Genomic DNA, 14,992 nt, shown 5'->3' on the forward strand with positions numbered 1-14,992 from the left:
CAGTCCTTTTTGCGAATTCGTCGCCCTCACGTAAGCCCTCGAAATTGAACCGGCTAGCCTGCCCGGATGAGCGTGCCTGCACCCTCTTGTGTGAATATTTCCAGCAACATGGCATGCGAAACCCGTCCGTCAAGCACGACGGCGGCTTCGCAGCCCGCTTCGACCGCATGGACACAGGTCTCGAGCTTGGGGATCATCCCGCCCGAGATCGTCCCGTCGCCGCGCAACCGCTCGATATCGGCGGGCCGCAAGTCGCTGAGCAGGGCGCCCTGCTTGTCGAGCACCCCCGCCACATCGGTCAGCAGGAACAGCCGCGCCGCGCCCAGCGCCGCGGCGATCGCGCCCGCCATCGTGTCGGCGTTGATATTGTACGTCGCCTCGTCCTCGCCCGGCGCGATCGGGGCGATCACTGGGATCATGCCTGCCTTTGAGACCGTCTCGATCACGCTGGTGTCGATCCGCTCCGGCTCGCCGACGAAGCCGAGATCGACCACGCGCTCGATGTTGCTGTCCGGATCCTTGGCCGTGCGCGAGACTTTGCGGGCGCGCACCATCGCGCCGTCCTTGCCGGAAAGGCCCATCGCCTTGCCACCGGCGCGCGCGATCCAGCCGACGATTTCCTTGTTGATCGCGCCGGACAGAACCATTTCGGCGACTTGCGCGGTCTGCGAGTCGGTGACGCGCAAGCCGTCGATGAACTGCGATTCCACGCCCATCGTCTTTAGCATGGCGCCGATCTGCGGCCCGCCGCCGTGGACGACCACCGGATTGATGCCCACCGCCTTCAACAGCACGATGTCTTCGGCAAAGTCCTGCGCCAGCGCCGGATCGCCCATCGCGTGGCCGCCGTATTTCACCACGAAAGTACGGCCGGCATAGCGCTGCATGTAAGGAAGCGCGTCGACGAGCGTGGCCGCTTTCAGCAGCATGGCGGGATCGTGTGCCTGGGACATGGCCTGGCGTTTAGCGCGCCCGGGCGGGAATTGAAGGTCTTTTCTCGCCTTCAGGCGCGGTCGAGCCACCGTCCCAGCTTCACGAACAGCAGAATCAGCGGCGGCACCATGATCGTCGAGAGCACCAGCTTGGAGATGATCTGGCCTTCCATGATGGTGCCGATCGGAATGCCCTCGCCCGTCGCCTGGTCGATGACGCCGTAAAACGCGATGGTGATGAACAGCACCGTGTCCACCGCTTGCGACAGCAGGCTCGCGATCCAGCCGCGCAGCATCAGCAGCTTGCCGGTCTTGCCGGCGAGCCGCGTGAAGATCAGCACGTTGAGCGTCTGCGACACGCCATAAGCGATCAGCCCGGCGAACTGCAGCCGTGCGCCTTGGCCGAGCAGGCGGGCGAATGCCTCCTGATCGCTCCAGAACGGGGCCGGCGGCACCACGCGGATGACGAAGGTCAGCAGCACCATCGAGACGATCAGCGGGATGAAGCCGTAGCGCACCAGCTTGTTCGCCGCGCCTTCGCCGTGGAGCTCCGCGGTCGCGCTCGACAGGACTACCAGGAACAGGAAGGCGAAGATCCCGGATTCGACTGCGAGATCTCCGACCACCGGCCACGAGCCCAGCGAGGCAAGCTTGGTGCCGATGATCCCCGCCAGCACGACGAGGCCGCCGTAAAGCAGCGCGAAGACGAAAAGCGAGCGTGAAAGCACGAGCGGAGCGCGAGGTTGCGGGGTGTCCATGGACAAGGCCTAGCGGGGCGCGCACAATTGCACTAGCCGTACTGCAACGCGGCATCTACGTTCGGCCCCGGATTTCAACAGCCTTCCTCAAGGATCCTGCCGACGATGCACGTCGCCTTCAGCCTTTGTGGCATCGTCCTCATTCTTGCCATCGCCTTCCTTCTCTCGACCGACCGCAAAGCGATCCGGCCGCGTATCGTCGGCGCGGCGTTCGCGCTGCAGGCCGGTTTCGCGGCGCTGGTGCTCTACGTGCCGCTCGGAAACACGCTGCTGCGCGGCGCGGCGAAAGGCGTCGAAAGCCTGCTCGGCTACGCCAAGGCGGGGGTCGACTTCCTGTTCGGCCCGCTCGCCACGCCCGAGCTCGGCGGCACCAGCTTCGCCATCTCGGCGCTGCCGGTGATCATCTTCTTCGCCGCGCTGATCTCGATCCTCTATTACCTAGGCATCATGCAGCTGGTGATCCGCTGGATCGGCGGCGGGCTGGAGAAGATCACCGGCATCACGCGGGTCGAGAGCCTGGCGGCGGCCTCCAACATCTTCGTCGGGCAAAGCGAATCCCCGCTGGTGGTGCGGCCCTACCTCGCCAGCCTCGCGCCGTCGCAGCTGTTCTGCCTGATGACCGTGGGCATGGCGGGCGTCGCCGGTACGATCCTGGCCGCTTACGCCAGCATGGGAATCCGCATCGACTACCTCGTCGCCGCCGCGTTCATGTCGGCGCCGGGCGGCATCCTGATGGCCAAGCTGATCATGCCCGATCCGCGCGTCGTCGCCGAAGCGCCCGAGCCCGACGAGCGCGCCGAAGGCACCCAATCCGCCACTGCGCCGGCCGCGATGGCCGCCGCCGCGCTGCGCCGCGAGACGGTGACCGACCAGCCCGGCCTCCATCTCGACGAGACCGCAGCCCCCGCCCACGACGAAGAGCCCCCCGCCAACGTCATCATGGCCGCCGCGCAAGGCGCGCAGACCGGCGTCAAGCTGGCGGTCGCGGTCGGCGCGATGGTGCTCGCCTTCGTCGCCCTGATCGCGCTCGCCAACGGCTTGGTCGGCGCCATCGCCGGGCTGTTCGGCGCGCCCGAGCTGACCTTCCAGCAGCTCATCGGCTACGTCTTCGCGCCGGTCTTCTACCTCCTTGCCACACCCGACTGGAGTGAGGCGCTGCAAGCCGGCGGGCTGTTCGGCACCAAGATCGTGCTCAACGAATTCGTCGCCTTCATCGAACTGGGCAACGACACCGGCCTCAGCCCGCGCACCGTCGCCGTCGTCACGTTCGCGCTGTGCGGCTTTGCCAACTTCTCCTCGATCGCGATACAAATGGCGGTGACCGGCGGCCTCGCGCCCAACCAGCGCCCGGTCATAGCCAAGCTGGGCCTGCGCGCGCTGGTCGCGGGCAGCTTGTCGAACCTCATGAGCGCCGCACTGGCCGGGCTGTTCCTCGGCCTCGCCTAGCGATGCTCATGCTCGCCCTCGCCTCGATCGCGCTCGGCTTTGCCATCGGCTGGGTCCTGCGCGGGCGAATGGCGGGGCTGGACGCACCGCGCGAGGGCCCGCCCGCGCCGCCCCGGCTAGAGCGCCGCGAAGATCGAGATCGCGACGTTCAACCATAACGCAAAGCCCATCACCAGCCCGAGCACGAAGCCGACCGCGCGGTGCGCCGTATTGTTGTAGCTCATGTGGATCGCGCTCTGCGCCACGCGCGCGATCACGAAGCCCCAGGCGAACACCAGCGTCCACACGCCGACCGCGCCCATCACGAAGGCGGTGAGGCAGGCGGCGTAGATCAGCGTGGGGAATTCGAACAAGTTGTCCCAGTGCCGGGCGGGAACGCGCCCCGCCTCGGGCTCGGCCTCGCCCAGGTGCGCCTTGTAGTATCCGGGATCGAAGCCCGGGTCCTTCGCCGCCACGGTCCGCCCCGCGGCCAGCCGGACGAAAGCGATCAGTGTCAGCAGCACCAGCGCGAGCACCGGCAGGAATATCGCGGCCTGGTTGGTCACCGGCATGATGGACCCCTTCCCCGTGTCGCCAGCCCGCAGGCCCGAGCCGAATGCGCCGGCGAAGGTGACAAAGGTGACACCCTACAAACACGCATTTTCGCGCTAAGCTTTTGGTTTAACAGACAAAAGACCGCCATACCGAAGGTGACACTTTGCCATCGCGTTTTCGCCATTCGTAACCGTCCCAGTCCGCGCGGTGGCATCATGCGCGACCAGACCGCAGTAGGAAAGGCGCAAAAACGCCGGCTCAGTTGGCCGGCGGTGTCGGCGTGGCGGGCGGCGGCGCTTCCGGCGTGGCGACGGGCGAGGTCATGGTCGCATCGGGCATCGCGCTCTCCTCGGTCGGCACCGGCGTCATCGGCGTTTCGGGCAAGTCGACCGGGACTGCGGACGGGTCCACCTCGCTGGCGATGAGATTGCCGGCGCTTTCGTCGGTGACGTCGGGCTCGTACGTCGCGGCATCCTCCGACTGGCCGCAAGCGGCGAGCGCCACGAGGCCCAGAGCGGCAAGGCCGGCGCGCAAAGCGGTGCGGTTCGTGATCATGCGGTGTTCTCCCTTGGATCTGCCAAGGCAATGCACGGGAGCGGCGGGAGGTTCCGAATGGCGGCCTTCGGGCCATCCGGGCGGCGGGGGAACCGGGGGCGGAAAGGCCGACACCCCTCTCACCCCGCCTGCGGGAGGAAGCGCCACGTAATCTTCCCTCCCGCTTGCAGAATGGGGCGCCTTTTAATCTCCCCTCCCGCTTGCGGGAGGGGCTGGGGGTGGGCAATCTCCCAACCGTGCCAACCTATCAGCCTCGCAACACCAACCGCGCCCGCGAACTGCGCAACCAGGCCACGCCCGCCGAACGCCAGCTCTGGCGCCACCTCTCCCGCAGCGCGCTCGGCGCCAAGTTCAGCCGCCAAATGCCGGTCGGGCCGTATTTCGCCGATTTCCTGTGCCGCGACCGCCGTCTGATCGTAGAACTCGACGGCTTCTCCCACGACTTGCGCCCCGAGCACGACGCCGCCCGCGACCGCTGGCTGCGCGACAACGGCTACCGCGTGCTGCGCTTCCCCAACGCGGAAGTCTTCGCCAACCTGGAAGGCGTCCTCACCGTCATCCGGGAAGCCCTGGAAGCCCCACACTGACACCCCTCCCGCCCGCGGGAGGGGCAGCGAGACTTGGCGGCCCCGCCGCCTAGTCGCAGCGGGGTGGGCCGCTCAGCCCCGACGCCCGCAACCCAAGCGCACCAAACCGCCCTCCCGCCCGCGGGAGGGCCGCGAGACTTGGCGAACCGCAGGTGAGCCTAGTCGCAGCGGGGTGGGCAGACCGCGACGGCCCTTCTTACCCGCACCGCCGCAAGGCCCACCCCCAACCCCTCCCGCAAGCGGGAGGGGAGTGGTCTAGTCCCATGAGTATAGGAGAATTAGATTATTTTCCGCTTTTACTATAATGGATTTAAAAGAACGCTATAACAACTAAACGGAAATTTCATTCTTTTGAACGTCCGAATCCATCCCTAGACAAGCGAAAGCGAATTCAAACCCATAGTCTGTTACAAATATAGCAGCTTTCTCGAAAATCAGCGTATTATCTTCGACTTTTTCAAGTATTTTAAATTCTCGGATGCCTGCATATCGATTTTTAACTTCATTTATCAAATGATCATAGGCATGCTCGCCAGTAGAAAATCGATCGTCATAAATGTTTATGAGACCATTACGAGCAAGACTTGCCAGATAAATCGAAAGACAATCTTTCCGATCTAAATCCCCAGGAATCTCCATGAAGAATTCTTCTATCGAGCGCTTCGCGTGTTTTTTGGCGTCGACGATACGGGTTATAGAAAGATATGGATGAATCTTCTTTTGCTTCATGAATTTTAGCAACCGAGCCTCATCCGGCGCTAAGCTCGAGACTATCCCAACGTAGCTCGGGTGGACTGATCCAGACTTGTCTTCTCGGGCACTATTAACCAATAGTTCTGCGAACATATCCCGAAGATTGCCATCTCTTGTTTGGGACAATCCGTCAAGAATAGGCAATCCAATCTCTGGATTGACCTCAACTACTTTTTCCTCTGGAATTTGCGAAAATTTTTGCGCCAGCAATTCAAAATTCTCACGCTCAAATTCTGCCGCGCGCTTATTTAGAAGACGTAGCGGGAGGAGGATCGTGTTGCCGAGGCCGAGGAGCTCGCCAATTGCTTTTCCAACTTGCGCAACTCCTGGCTTTGCAAGATCGCCATAGATTTCCTTGAGAAGCTCAGGCGCCCTAAGAGCCAAGGCTGCGGCAGCCCCCGCAGATCCGAAACTTGCGGCCGCTTCAACTAGGTCACTCATTTGGCCATCACCTCACTCCGCCGCGACACCCTCGCCGAACAGACCCGGCTCATCGCCCGCGTCGTCGCCTTCTTCGTTCGCGGCTTTCGCATTCCGCCGCTGGTCGAAGTTGGTCCACACCGTGTTCCAGTCGCCGCGAGTGGCGCCCTTCGAGTATTCCGTCGCGCGGGTCTCGAAGAAGTTGGCGTGCTCGACGCCGTTGAGCAGCGGGGTCAGCCAGGGGAGCGGGTGGTCCTCGATCATGTAGATCTCGGGCAGGCCGAGCTGGCCCAGGCGCCAGTCGGCGATGTAGCGGATGTAGCGCTTGATGTCCTTGGCGCTCATGCCCGGCACCGGGCCCATCTCGAAGGCGAGGTCGATGAAGGCGTCTTCGAGCCGCACCGTCTTCTGGCAGCAGTCGATGATGTCTTCCTTGACCGCCTTGGTGAGGCAGCCGCGTTCCTTCACGAAAGTGTGGAACAGGCGGACGATGCCTTCGCAGTGCAGCGATTCGTCGCGCACCGACCAGCTGACGATTTGTCCCATGCCCTTCATCTTGTTGAAGCGCGGGAAGTTCATCAGCATGGCGAAGCTGGCGAACAGCTGCAGCCCTTCGGTGAAGCCGCCGAACATGGCGAGCGTGCGCGCGATGTCCTCGTCGGAATCGACGCCGAACTGCTGCAGGTAATCGTGCTTGTCGCGCAGTTCCTGGTATTCGAGGAACATGCCGTATTCGCTTTCGGGCATGCCGATGGTGTCGAGCAAGTGCGAGTACGCGGCGATGTGCACCGTCTCCATGTTGGAGAAGGCGGCGAGCATCATCTTGATCTCGGTCGGCTTGAAGACGCGGCTGTATTTCTCGTGGTAGCAATCCTGCACTTCCACGTCGGCCTGCGTGAAGAAGCGGAAGATCTGGGTGAGCAGGTTGCGCTCGTGCGCCGAAAGCTTCTGCGCCCAGTCGCGGCAATCCTCGCCCAGCGGCACTTCCTCGGGCAGCCAGTGCACTTGCTGCTGGCGCTTCCAGAACTCGTAGGCCCAGGGATATTCGAAGGGCTTGTAGGTCTTGCGGGCTTCCAGCAGCGGCATCGGGCGGGGACCTTCCTGTTACTTAGGGCCTTGGTTACGTCATGCGGAGAACCGCGCAGACATCGGTCTCCGCAAGCCTCCTGAATGCGACCGAGCAATCGGTCGAGATGGTCTTTCGTCCCAGGCTCGGGCGAAGCGTTCGCCGGGCCGTGGAAGCGCGGGCCCGATCCGCTCGCATCCTGCGGCGAGCGCCGGACGGACTGCGGGATCAAAGCCGTGATGGTCCAGATAATCACCCCGACGCTCAGGCGCCATGTCGATCACCGAGTAATCCCCACCTGCGATCCCCTTGCGCGCAAAAAGTCGCGAATCGGACTGGCCGCAGAGCCGTCCCGCAGCGGCGGCGCGGCCGCGCGGCATCGTGTGGCGGAACCACTGTCGCACCTGGCCGTTGCATTTGCGAACGCCCGGTCGCAGGTTGCAAGCACGCCTCACCGCGGCCCCAGCCATCATGGAGTATGCCCGTGCCGAACTCAGAAACGCCAGCCGGATCCGAGCCGTCCACGGGCCGGGGCGACGGCAACGCCGAGGCGAAGTCGTTCCGCACCTTCGCGGGCACGATCCACCAGCACATGCAAGTGCTCGATGTCGACGGCAAGGTGCTGGGCACCGTCGCCGAAGTGCGGGGCGACCAGATCATGCTGGAAACGCCCGACCCCGAAACCAACGAGCTGGAATCGCTGCCGCTCTCGCTGATCGACGGGATCGACGACAACCAGGTGCTCCTCGCCGGGCGCGGCGATGCGTCGTTCGGGCTCGGCGCCGAGCCTTGAGGTTTCTCACTCGGCGGGTCTGAACAGCGGCCCGCCAGGCGAACGCCTCCGATCGCGGATCGGAGGCGTTTTGCCGTCTGCCGGATAACCCGGCTCGGCGATGCTATTCGGGTTCGGCGACCATCGTGCCGAGCGGGGTCTGCTGGTGCTGCACCACGTCCCATTCCTCATGCGAGAGACGGCGCAAGGTGCTGGTGCAAACCGCCTTGTAGGTTTCGTCGCCGCGCGTGGCTTCGGCGCGATAGGCGATCACGATCAGGCCCTCCTGCGGGCGCGAGACCTGCTGGTCGCTGAAGGCCACCTCGTCCCAGTGCGGGGTGTGCTTGACGGCATCGGTCGCGGCCGCACTATCGAACACGTAAGGCGCGGTCGGGAGCGCCATCAGGCAATCGTCGCTGACGCGTTCGTCGTAAACCTTTTCGCCGCCCAACCACAGGTCGCGCTCGAAGCTCCAGATGCGTTCGTCTTCCATCGGTCTCGTCCTTGTCCGTTGATCCTTCGCGCATGCAACGAACGAACCGGGCGGGCTTGTTCCCTGCCCATCCGGGCAGGGCTGCGCCATGTCTCAAGAAAAGGCGCGAAGGACAGCGTCGGTCCGCTGGCGCCTTCGCTCAGGGTGCGATCGGGGCGAACTCGAAAATGCCGCCGTCCATCTTGAGCGCGAGATAGAGCTTGCCGTCGCGCAGCACGTAGCTGGCGACATCGGGCAAGGTCCGCGCGACGAAACCGCCCATCGATGGCTCGGGGCACATCGCTCGAGTCGAGGCCACGGGGCCGATCGCAAGGCCGCTGCCGGTGGCATGATGCGGGCCCGCGCTCCAGGTTGCAGTGCCGCGATTGCAGTCGAGCTTGAGCACGAGCTTGCCGTCTTCCGCGAACGTCGCGGTCACGGTGCGATCGGACGCGGGGCGGCGCGTGCCCTGGGCATCGTCCATCGACTGGAATTCGACGAGCTGCCAGCTGGTGCCAGCCAGATTCATCGGCCCGATCGCGGATCCGCCCGCTGCGTCCGGCACGGTGCCGCCCGCCGCGCATCCGGCCAGCGCCAGCAGCGCAGCCGCCGCGAATCCCCGCGTGAATAGCCCAAGCACCATGACCCGTTTCCTTCTTCCGTCTGCATGCGAACCAGGACACGAAGGCTGCCGATGGTCAACGAGCAATGTGTCAGCCGCGCGGCTCACGGGTGTCACGGCGGCGCAGGCCGCCCTGCAATGGCAACGTCTCGGCCATTTTTCGCTGCCGTCCCGAACAATCTGCGGTTCCACGCGTTGCCGGTTCATCAGATCAACACCATTGCCTCGAACTCAGGATAAACTTAACCTATGTCAATCGAGGCAGCAGGGGATGTTTAAAAGTGAGTAAGCCTTCGGGCCATATGCAGCTGTTTCTCAAGGGCCGCTTGCGCCACGCCATGTCGGATCATGAGAAGACGCTGCTCGAGAACATCATCGATGACGTCGAGCGCCTCCCCGATGGGACCTGCATTCTCGAGCGTGGGAAACTGGCAAATCGCAGCACGCTGCTGGTGGACGGTTTCATCGCGCGCGTGATCGAGGACGGGGGCAACCGCAATATCGTCGGCGTCCAGGTTCCGGGGGACTTCGTCGACCTCCACGCATTCGCGCTGAAGCGGCTCGATCACGACGTGGTGACGGTGGGGCCGTCCATGGTCGCCTACGTAACCCATGCGGCCCTCGCCGAAGTCGTCGCCACCGAGCCGCACCTGACGCGGCTGCTGTGGTTCTCGACCTTGCTCGATGCCGCGATCCACCGCGAATGGATCCTCAAGCTCGAGCAGTTGCGCGCCGGGGAACGCCTGGCGCACATGATTTGCGAACTGTGGCACCGGCTCAATTTCGTCGATCTGGCCGATTCCCACGGGTTCAACATGCCGCTGCTGCAAACGCATCTCGCCAATGCCTGCGGTACGACGGCGGTGCATATCAACCGCGTGATCAAGTCGCTGCGCTCGCAAGGACTGTTGGAACTCAATCGCGGCCGCGTGACCATCCCCGACCGCGAAGCGCTCGAACGCTATGCGCATTTCACCGCGGATTACCTCTACGGGCATGGCACCCTGTTCCTCGACCCCAGGACCGAAGTAGAGACGGATTAGGCTCACTGGGCGGAGGTTGCCCGGCCCCTGGCTTCTGCCGATCGGCGCTCCAGCGACAGCTAGATCTCGGGCAAGCGCTGCTCGGCAAAGCCCCAACCGGCCAGCGCCTTGTGGCCCCCGCGCTCGATGAGATCGTCGGCATCGTCGATGGTGAAGGCGTTCGCCTTGTCGAAGCCATCGAGTTCGTCCCACGCGATCGGCACCGCGACGGGCGCACCTTCGCGCGAGCGGGCGGAATAAGGCAGGACGGCCGTGGCGCCGCGCTGGTTGCGCAGCCAGTCGATGAAGATCTTGCCCTTGCGCTTGGCCTTGCTCATCGTCGCGACGAAGCGATCGGGCTCGGCCATCGCCAGCGCTTCGGAAAAGCGCCGCGAAAAGTCCTTGTGGGCATCCCACGAATGGCCGGGCACCAGCGGCACGACCACGTGGACGCCCTTCCCGCCCGAGAGCATCGCAAAGCTGGTGAGCCCGATCTCGGCAAGGCGCTTGCGAATGTCGACGGCGGCGGCTTTCACGTCGCCGAAATCGAGGCCTTCATCGGGATCGAGATCGAAGATCATACGGTCGGGCAGCTCCACGTCCCCCGTGCGCGCGCCCCAGCCGTGGAATTCGATCGTCCCCATCTGCACGCACTGGAGCAGGCCGCGCGCGTCCTCGACGTAGAGATAATCCTCGCTGCCGCCGTCCTTCTCGCGGATCGGAACGTGCTTGACGCCGTTGCCGAACCCGCCGCTGTCGTGCTTCTGGAAGAAGCATTTCTTCGCGCGCCCTTGCGGACAGCGGACCAGGCTGATCGGGCGCTCGGCGGCGAACGGCAGCATCAGCGTCGCGACATCGGCGTAGTAATCGGCGAGCTGGCCCTTGGTCTGCCCGCTTTCGGGAAACACCACGCGGTCGCGGCTGCTGATCTCGATATCGGGCTTGGCGCGCGGCGGCTTGGCCTTCGTCTCCGGCTTGACCGCCTTGGCCGGTTTGTCCGCGCGCAGGCCTAGGAAGCTACCGTGGCGAACGCGGCCTTCCGAGGTGAATTCGGCAAAGGCGATCTCGGCCACCAGCTTGGGCGTCACCCAGCTCGCGCCGCGCGCATCGGTGCGCGGGACGTCGAGCGGCGGCGTCTTGCGCGCCAGCCCGCGCATCTTGCCGGCAAGGTCGTCCATCGTATCGGCATCGAAGCCGGTGCCGACTTTGCCTTTGTAGACAAGCTCGCCCTTTTGCTTCTGCGCCAGCAGCAGCGAGGCGAACGGGCGCCCCTTGGCGCTGGACTTGCTCCAGCCGACCACCACGAATTCCTGTCGGTTGGTGCACTTGACCTTGAGCCAGGACTTGCTGCGTCGACCGCGATAGGGGGCATCGGCCTTCTTGCAGATGATCCCTTCCTGCCCGGCATCGCACATCGCCTTGAGCAGCTTCTCGCCCGCGCCGATGACGTGATCGGCGACGCGCACCGGCGGCTCGGCTTCGGCCAGCAGCGCTTCGAGCCGTTCCTTGCGTTCGATGTTGGTGCGCTCGGTGAGGTCGGCACCGTCGATCTCGAGCAAGTCGAAGGCGTGCAGTTCCAGCTTGTCCTTGCTGGTCTGCGAGCCATGGCCGCGCTTGAGCACCTCCTGCAAAGCGGAAAAGCTGGGATTGCCGTCCTTGCCGTAAGCGACGATCTCGCCGTCGATCAGGCAGGGCGGCAAATCGAGCGCGGCGATCGCGTCTGCGAGCGGCCCGAACTTGTCGGTCCAGTCGTGGCCGTTGCGGGTATAGACCGAAACCTTATCACCCGCCGCCGCGATCAGCGCGCGATAGCCGTCGAACTTGATTTCGTGGATCCAGTCGTTGCCGGTAGGCACGGTATCGACCAGCGTCGCCAGTTGCGGCGAGCGGAACTTGGGGGGCTTGCCCGAGCGGGCCTTGGCTTTCTTGCGCGGTGCCTTGGCCTCGTCCGCGTTGTGATCCGCCGCCTTTTCCATCTGAGCGGCGAACGCTTTGCCCTTCTTGCCTTGAAGCGAGAATTCGCCCGCCTTGTCGGCCTCGATCTCGGCCATCGAGCGGCCGGTGAGCACGCTGGTCAATTCATGCTCGACGAGCTTGTCGCCGTCCTGCGCGAACTCGTCCTTCACCTTGCGCAGCAGCCAGTTCTCGCGTTTTTCGTTGCCGCGCGGCTTCATTCGCACGAGCAGCCATTCGCCCTTCATCCGCTCGCCCGCGAGGGTGAAGTGCAAGTGTCCCTCGTCTAGATCCTTGGCGCTCTTGCCCGGGATCGGCGACCAGGTGCCCTTGTCCCACAGCATCACCGTGCCGCCGCCGTATTCGGCCTTGGGAATGCCGCCTTCGAATTCGGCATAGGCCATCGGATGATCTTCGGTGCGCACCGCCAGGCGCTTGTCATCGGGATCGGGGCTCGGCCCCTTGGTCACCGCCCACGACTTCAGCACGCCGTCGACTTCCAGCCGCAAGTCCCAGTGCAGCCGCGTCGCCGCGTGCTTCTGGACGATGAACAAGTTGCCGCCCTTCGAAGCGCCGCGTTTGCCCGCCGGTTCCTTGGTCTTTCCGAAATCGCGCTTGCGGTTGTATTCGGCGAGCGGATCGGCGGCTTTCGCGCTCATTGGCTTTCGTCCTTCCTACCCAAGGTGCGATCCTCGTCGAACAGGTGATGCTCGACCACGCGCAGCACCGTCATCATCAGCAGGCTGACGATCGTGCCGGTCACGACAAGCGGCCACTGGCCCGCTCCACAGGCGATGCCGATCACCGCCGTCAGCCACAAATGCGCCGCGGTCGTGAGGTTGTGCAGCCGCCCGCGACTGAATACGATCAAGCCCGCGCCGATGATGCCGACGAAAGCCCCGATCGCTTCGTAGAGCCGCAAGGGATCGATCCGCGAGCCATCGAGCTGGTTGTAGAGCGCCATCATCGACACGACCGTCGCCGATGCGGAAACGCAGATCAGCCCGTGCGTCCGCATTCCCGCGGCATGTCCCCGCGATTCGCGGTCGAGGCCGAGAATCAGTCCGATCACCGCGGCCACGCCAAGGCGCAGCAGGATCTCGAAATCGAGGAATTCGATCCCGACCGGAGCATTGAGCTGCACGGCCTTCAGGCCTGCTTGCGGGTCCGCGATCCGGACCCGGTCTTGCTACTGGATGTTTTGGTCGCGCGCTTCGCCGCGGGTTTCTTGGCCGCCGTGCGCTTCGTCGAGGATTTCGCATCTCCATCGACCGACTTCTTGAGCGCGGCCATCAGATCGATGACGTTCGAGCCCGAAGCCTCGGAGGGCTCTTCCACATCCTCGAGGATCTTCTTGCCTTTGGCCTTGGCCTTCTTCTCGACCAGCGCCTTGAGCGCTTCGACGTAGCGATCCTCGAACTCGCCCGCATCGAACGGCGCGGTCTTCTTGTCGATCAGCGTCGTCGCCAGATCGAGGAGTTCGGGATCGGGTTTTTCCTCAGGGATTTCGGCGAAGTAGCTCTGCGCGCGGCGCACTTCGTCGGCGTAGCGCAGGGTTTCGAGGACGATCCCCTTGCCGCAGGGTTTGAGGCTGACCAGCATCTCGCGCCCGCGCACCGAAAGCTGACCGAGCGCCACTTTGCCGGCCTTACGCAGCGCTTCGCGCAGCACGATGAAGGCTTCGTCGGCCAGATCGTCGGCAGGCACGACGAAGTAGGGCTTTTCGAAATAGAACACGTCGATCTCATGCTGATCGACGAACTGAACGAGTTCCAGCGTCTTGCGGCTTTCGATCTTGACCGCCTCGATCTCGTCTTCTTCGAGCAGAACGTAATTGCCCTTCGAGATTTCGTAGCCCTTGACGATGTCGTCGCGGTCGATCGGGCCAATGCCCTGCACCACTTTTTCGTACGAAATCGGCTTGCCGGAAGGTTCGTGGATCTGGCGGAAGCTGATCGAGGCGCCGGACCGTGTCGCGGGATAGATCTCGACCGGAATCGAGACCAGTGCCAGCCGTATCTGTCCCTGCCAATACGCGCGCGCTGCCATGGAATGAGTTCCTTTCCGGGACTCCATAGCTCACGAAGAGCCGCAGAGTTCCCGGAAAGGCCGGTTTCGGGAACGCCCAAAGAGGCGCGGCGGCCGTTCCCAATCCCGGATGTCAGCCATCCCCGCCGTTTTCGGCGTGGAATGGCCTCTGTTCCGCCTCATCGAGGAGGCGAACGAGAGCTCCGTTATGGTTGCACATCGAAAGGCCGTAGAGCGCGAAGCCCTGGAGCGCGGACTCGCCGGTGAACGACCGACGCGGCTGCGCGGCGCGGGATGACTGCGATGGCATTCTTGGCGCATTCATCATCAACCACCTTTCCTTGGTTCGGCCGCTGGCGACCTCACAAACATTCAGTCCGGGATCACCCAGGTCACGGCACTGCTGTAACTGCCCGTCGCCCGGGCGCCGTTCGCATCGGTTGCCGGTTCGAACCGGGCCCGTGCCGAAACGAACTTGCAGGTTGCCGCATCGAGCGTGGAGGACCCGCTGCTCGCGATCACGCGGCAGGCCTCGACTTTGCCGTTCGCGCTGACCGTCAGTTCGAAACGAACCGTGCCCTGCTCGCCCCGGCGCAGCGCCGAGGCCGGATAATCATCGGTGCTGACCCATCCGGACGCGGCATTCTTCGGCCGCGCGGCCTTCGGCGGAATCCGCGACGGCGACGCTTCGGGGATGGGCGTGAACTGGGGGATCTCGATCACCGCATCGACCGGGATACGCGGCGTCACCGGCAGAGGGTCGAAGATCGGCGCTTCCGGGCGCTGGGCCAGCGGCGGGGTCGGCAGCACGGTCACGACGCTCTGGTCGGGGACCTTCTGCGAAGGCGTGATCTGGGGCTCGGGCGGCGGGGGCGGCGGCTCGATCGGGATGTTCCTCCCGGTGATGCCAGGCACGATCCGATCGACATATTCGATACCGAGACCCGTCACGAGGGCGTAGAACGCTCCTGCATGAAGCGCCGCGACCGTAATCACCGTCGCCGCTCGTTTGCTGCCCAGTCCATTTTGCGCGTACGCCATGGGGCATCCTCTCCGTTACCGCGCTCCTCAT

The 14,992-nt window shown here is 64.3% G+C and carries 16 protein-coding genes; 4 read left to right on the forward strand and 12 right to left on the reverse strand.

Features of this window, described 5'->3' with window-relative positions; genetic code table 11:
- Nucleotides 1-53: 53 nt before the first annotated feature.
- Entirely contained in the window at nt 54-953 is a 900-nt protein-coding gene (gene argB, locus GQO94_RS12070; RefSeq protein ID WP_156841789.1) for an acetylglutamate kinase, read from the reverse strand.
- A gap of 50 nt (nt 954-1,003) precedes the next feature.
- A complete protein-coding gene (locus GQO94_RS12075; protein WP_156841791.1) occupies nt 1,004-1,690 on the reverse strand; it encodes a queuosine precursor transporter in 687 nt (228 codons plus the stop codon).
- Nucleotides 1,691-1,795: 105 nt separating this feature from the next.
- Here GQO94_RS12075 and GQO94_RS12080 point away from each other — a divergent pair, with 105 nt between their 5' ends.
- On the forward strand, nt 1,796-3,136 hold the full coding sequence (locus tag GQO94_RS12080; RefSeq protein WP_156841793.1) for a NupC/NupG family nucleoside CNT transporter: 1,341 nt from the start codon (nt 1,796-1,798) through the stop codon (nt 3,134-3,136).
- A 116-nt stretch (nt 3,137-3,252) separates the two neighbouring features.
- Here the strand turns inward: GQO94_RS12080 and GQO94_RS12085 are convergent, their stop codons facing one another.
- Both GQO94_RS12085 and GQO94_RS12090 read right to left on the reverse strand, forming a co-directional pair.
- Complete coding sequence (locus GQO94_RS12085; RefSeq protein ID WP_156841795.1) at nt 3,253-3,687, reverse strand: MAPEG family protein; 435 nt, start codon at nt 3,685-3,687, stop codon at nt 3,253-3,255.
- 241 nt (nt 3,688-3,928) lie between these two features.
- A complete protein-coding gene (locus GQO94_RS12090) occupies nt 3,929-4,225 on the reverse strand; it encodes a hypothetical protein (protein WP_198045938.1) in 297 nt (98 codons plus the stop codon).
- A 218-nt stretch (nt 4,226-4,443) separates the two neighbouring features.
- Between GQO94_RS12090 and GQO94_RS12095 the strand changes: the two genes are divergently transcribed.
- Nucleotides 4,444-4,812: an endonuclease domain-containing protein gene (locus GQO94_RS12095; protein WP_232332908.1), complete on the forward strand. Its 369-nt coding sequence runs from the start codon at nt 4,444-4,446 to the stop codon at nt 4,810-4,812.
- A gap of 330 nt (nt 4,813-5,142) precedes the next feature.
- Here the strand turns inward: GQO94_RS12095 and GQO94_RS12100 are convergent, their stop codons facing one another.
- Both GQO94_RS12100 and GQO94_RS12105 read right to left on the reverse strand, forming a co-directional pair.
- Nucleotides 5,143-6,006 carry a DUF4393 domain-containing protein gene (locus tag GQO94_RS12100; RefSeq protein ID WP_156841797.1) on the reverse strand — a complete coding sequence of 288 codons (864 nt, stop codon included), beginning with the start codon at nt 6,004-6,006 and terminating at the stop codon, nt 5,143-5,145.
- Nucleotides 6,007-6,018: 12 nt separating this feature from the next.
- The gene (locus tag GQO94_RS12105) at nt 6,019-7,071 is read right to left on the reverse strand and encodes a ribonucleotide-diphosphate reductase subunit beta (RefSeq protein ID WP_156841799.1); all 1,053 of its coding nucleotides are present in this window, start codon (nt 7,069-7,071) and stop codon (nt 6,019-6,021) included.
- 464 nt (nt 7,072-7,535) lie between these two features.
- On the opposite strand from GQO94_RS12105, the gene GQO94_RS20810 reads away from it, so the two are divergent.
- Nucleotides 7,536-7,844 carry a DUF2171 domain-containing protein gene (locus GQO94_RS20810; RefSeq protein ID WP_198045939.1) on the forward strand — a complete coding sequence of 103 codons (309 nt, stop codon included), beginning with the start codon at nt 7,536-7,538 and terminating at the stop codon, nt 7,842-7,844.
- Between the two features lie 103 nt (nt 7,845-7,947).
- Here the strand turns inward: GQO94_RS20810 and GQO94_RS12115 are convergent, their stop codons facing one another.
- On the reverse strand, nt 7,948-8,316 hold the full coding sequence (locus GQO94_RS12115) for a DUF4440 domain-containing protein (protein ID WP_156841803.1): 369 nt from the start codon (nt 8,314-8,316) through the stop codon (nt 7,948-7,950).
- Between the two features lie 139 nt (nt 8,317-8,455).
- Nucleotides 8,456-8,938, reverse strand: coding sequence for an META domain-containing protein (locus GQO94_RS12120; RefSeq protein WP_198045940.1), 483 nt, complete (start codon nt 8,936-8,938; stop codon nt 8,456-8,458).
- 260 nt (nt 8,939-9,198) lie between these two features.
- Between GQO94_RS12120 and GQO94_RS12125 the strand changes: the two genes are divergently transcribed.
- Nucleotides 9,199-9,960 carry a Crp/Fnr family transcriptional regulator gene (locus tag GQO94_RS12125; RefSeq protein WP_232332909.1) on the forward strand — a complete coding sequence of 254 codons (762 nt, stop codon included), beginning with the start codon at nt 9,199-9,201 and terminating at the stop codon, nt 9,958-9,960.
- 59 nt (nt 9,961-10,019) lie between these two features.
- Here GQO94_RS12125 and ligD read toward each other — a convergent pair whose 3' ends face one another.
- From ligD to GQO94_RS12145, 4 genes are all read right to left on the reverse strand, one after another.
- On the reverse strand, nt 10,020-12,551 hold the full coding sequence (ligD, locus tag GQO94_RS12130; RefSeq protein ID WP_156841807.1) for a DNA ligase D: 2,532 nt from the start codon (nt 12,549-12,551) through the stop codon (nt 10,020-10,022).
- Nucleotides 12,548-13,036 (reverse strand): MgtC/SapB family protein, encoded by a 489-nt coding sequence (locus GQO94_RS12135; protein ID WP_156841808.1) that lies wholly within the window; start codon nt 13,034-13,036, stop codon nt 12,548-12,550. The genes ligD and GQO94_RS12135 overlap by 4 nt, the downstream gene beginning before the upstream one ends.
- A 5-nt stretch (nt 13,037-13,041) precedes the next feature.
- A complete protein-coding gene (gene ku, locus GQO94_RS12140; protein WP_156841810.1) occupies nt 13,042-13,941 on the reverse strand; it encodes a non-homologous end joining protein Ku in 900 nt (299 codons plus the stop codon).
- Nucleotides 13,942-14,292: 351 nt separating this feature from the next.
- On the reverse strand, nt 14,293-14,961 hold the full coding sequence (locus GQO94_RS12145) for an energy transducer TonB (RefSeq protein WP_156841811.1): 669 nt from the start codon (nt 14,959-14,961) through the stop codon (nt 14,293-14,295).
- Between the last annotated feature and the right edge of the window lie 31 nt (nt 14,962-14,992).

Source organism: Novosphingobium aquimarinum (assembly GCF_009746585.1).
Lineage (GTDB): Bacteria > Pseudomonadota > Alphaproteobacteria > Sphingomonadales > Sphingomonadaceae > Novosphingobium > Novosphingobium aquimarinum.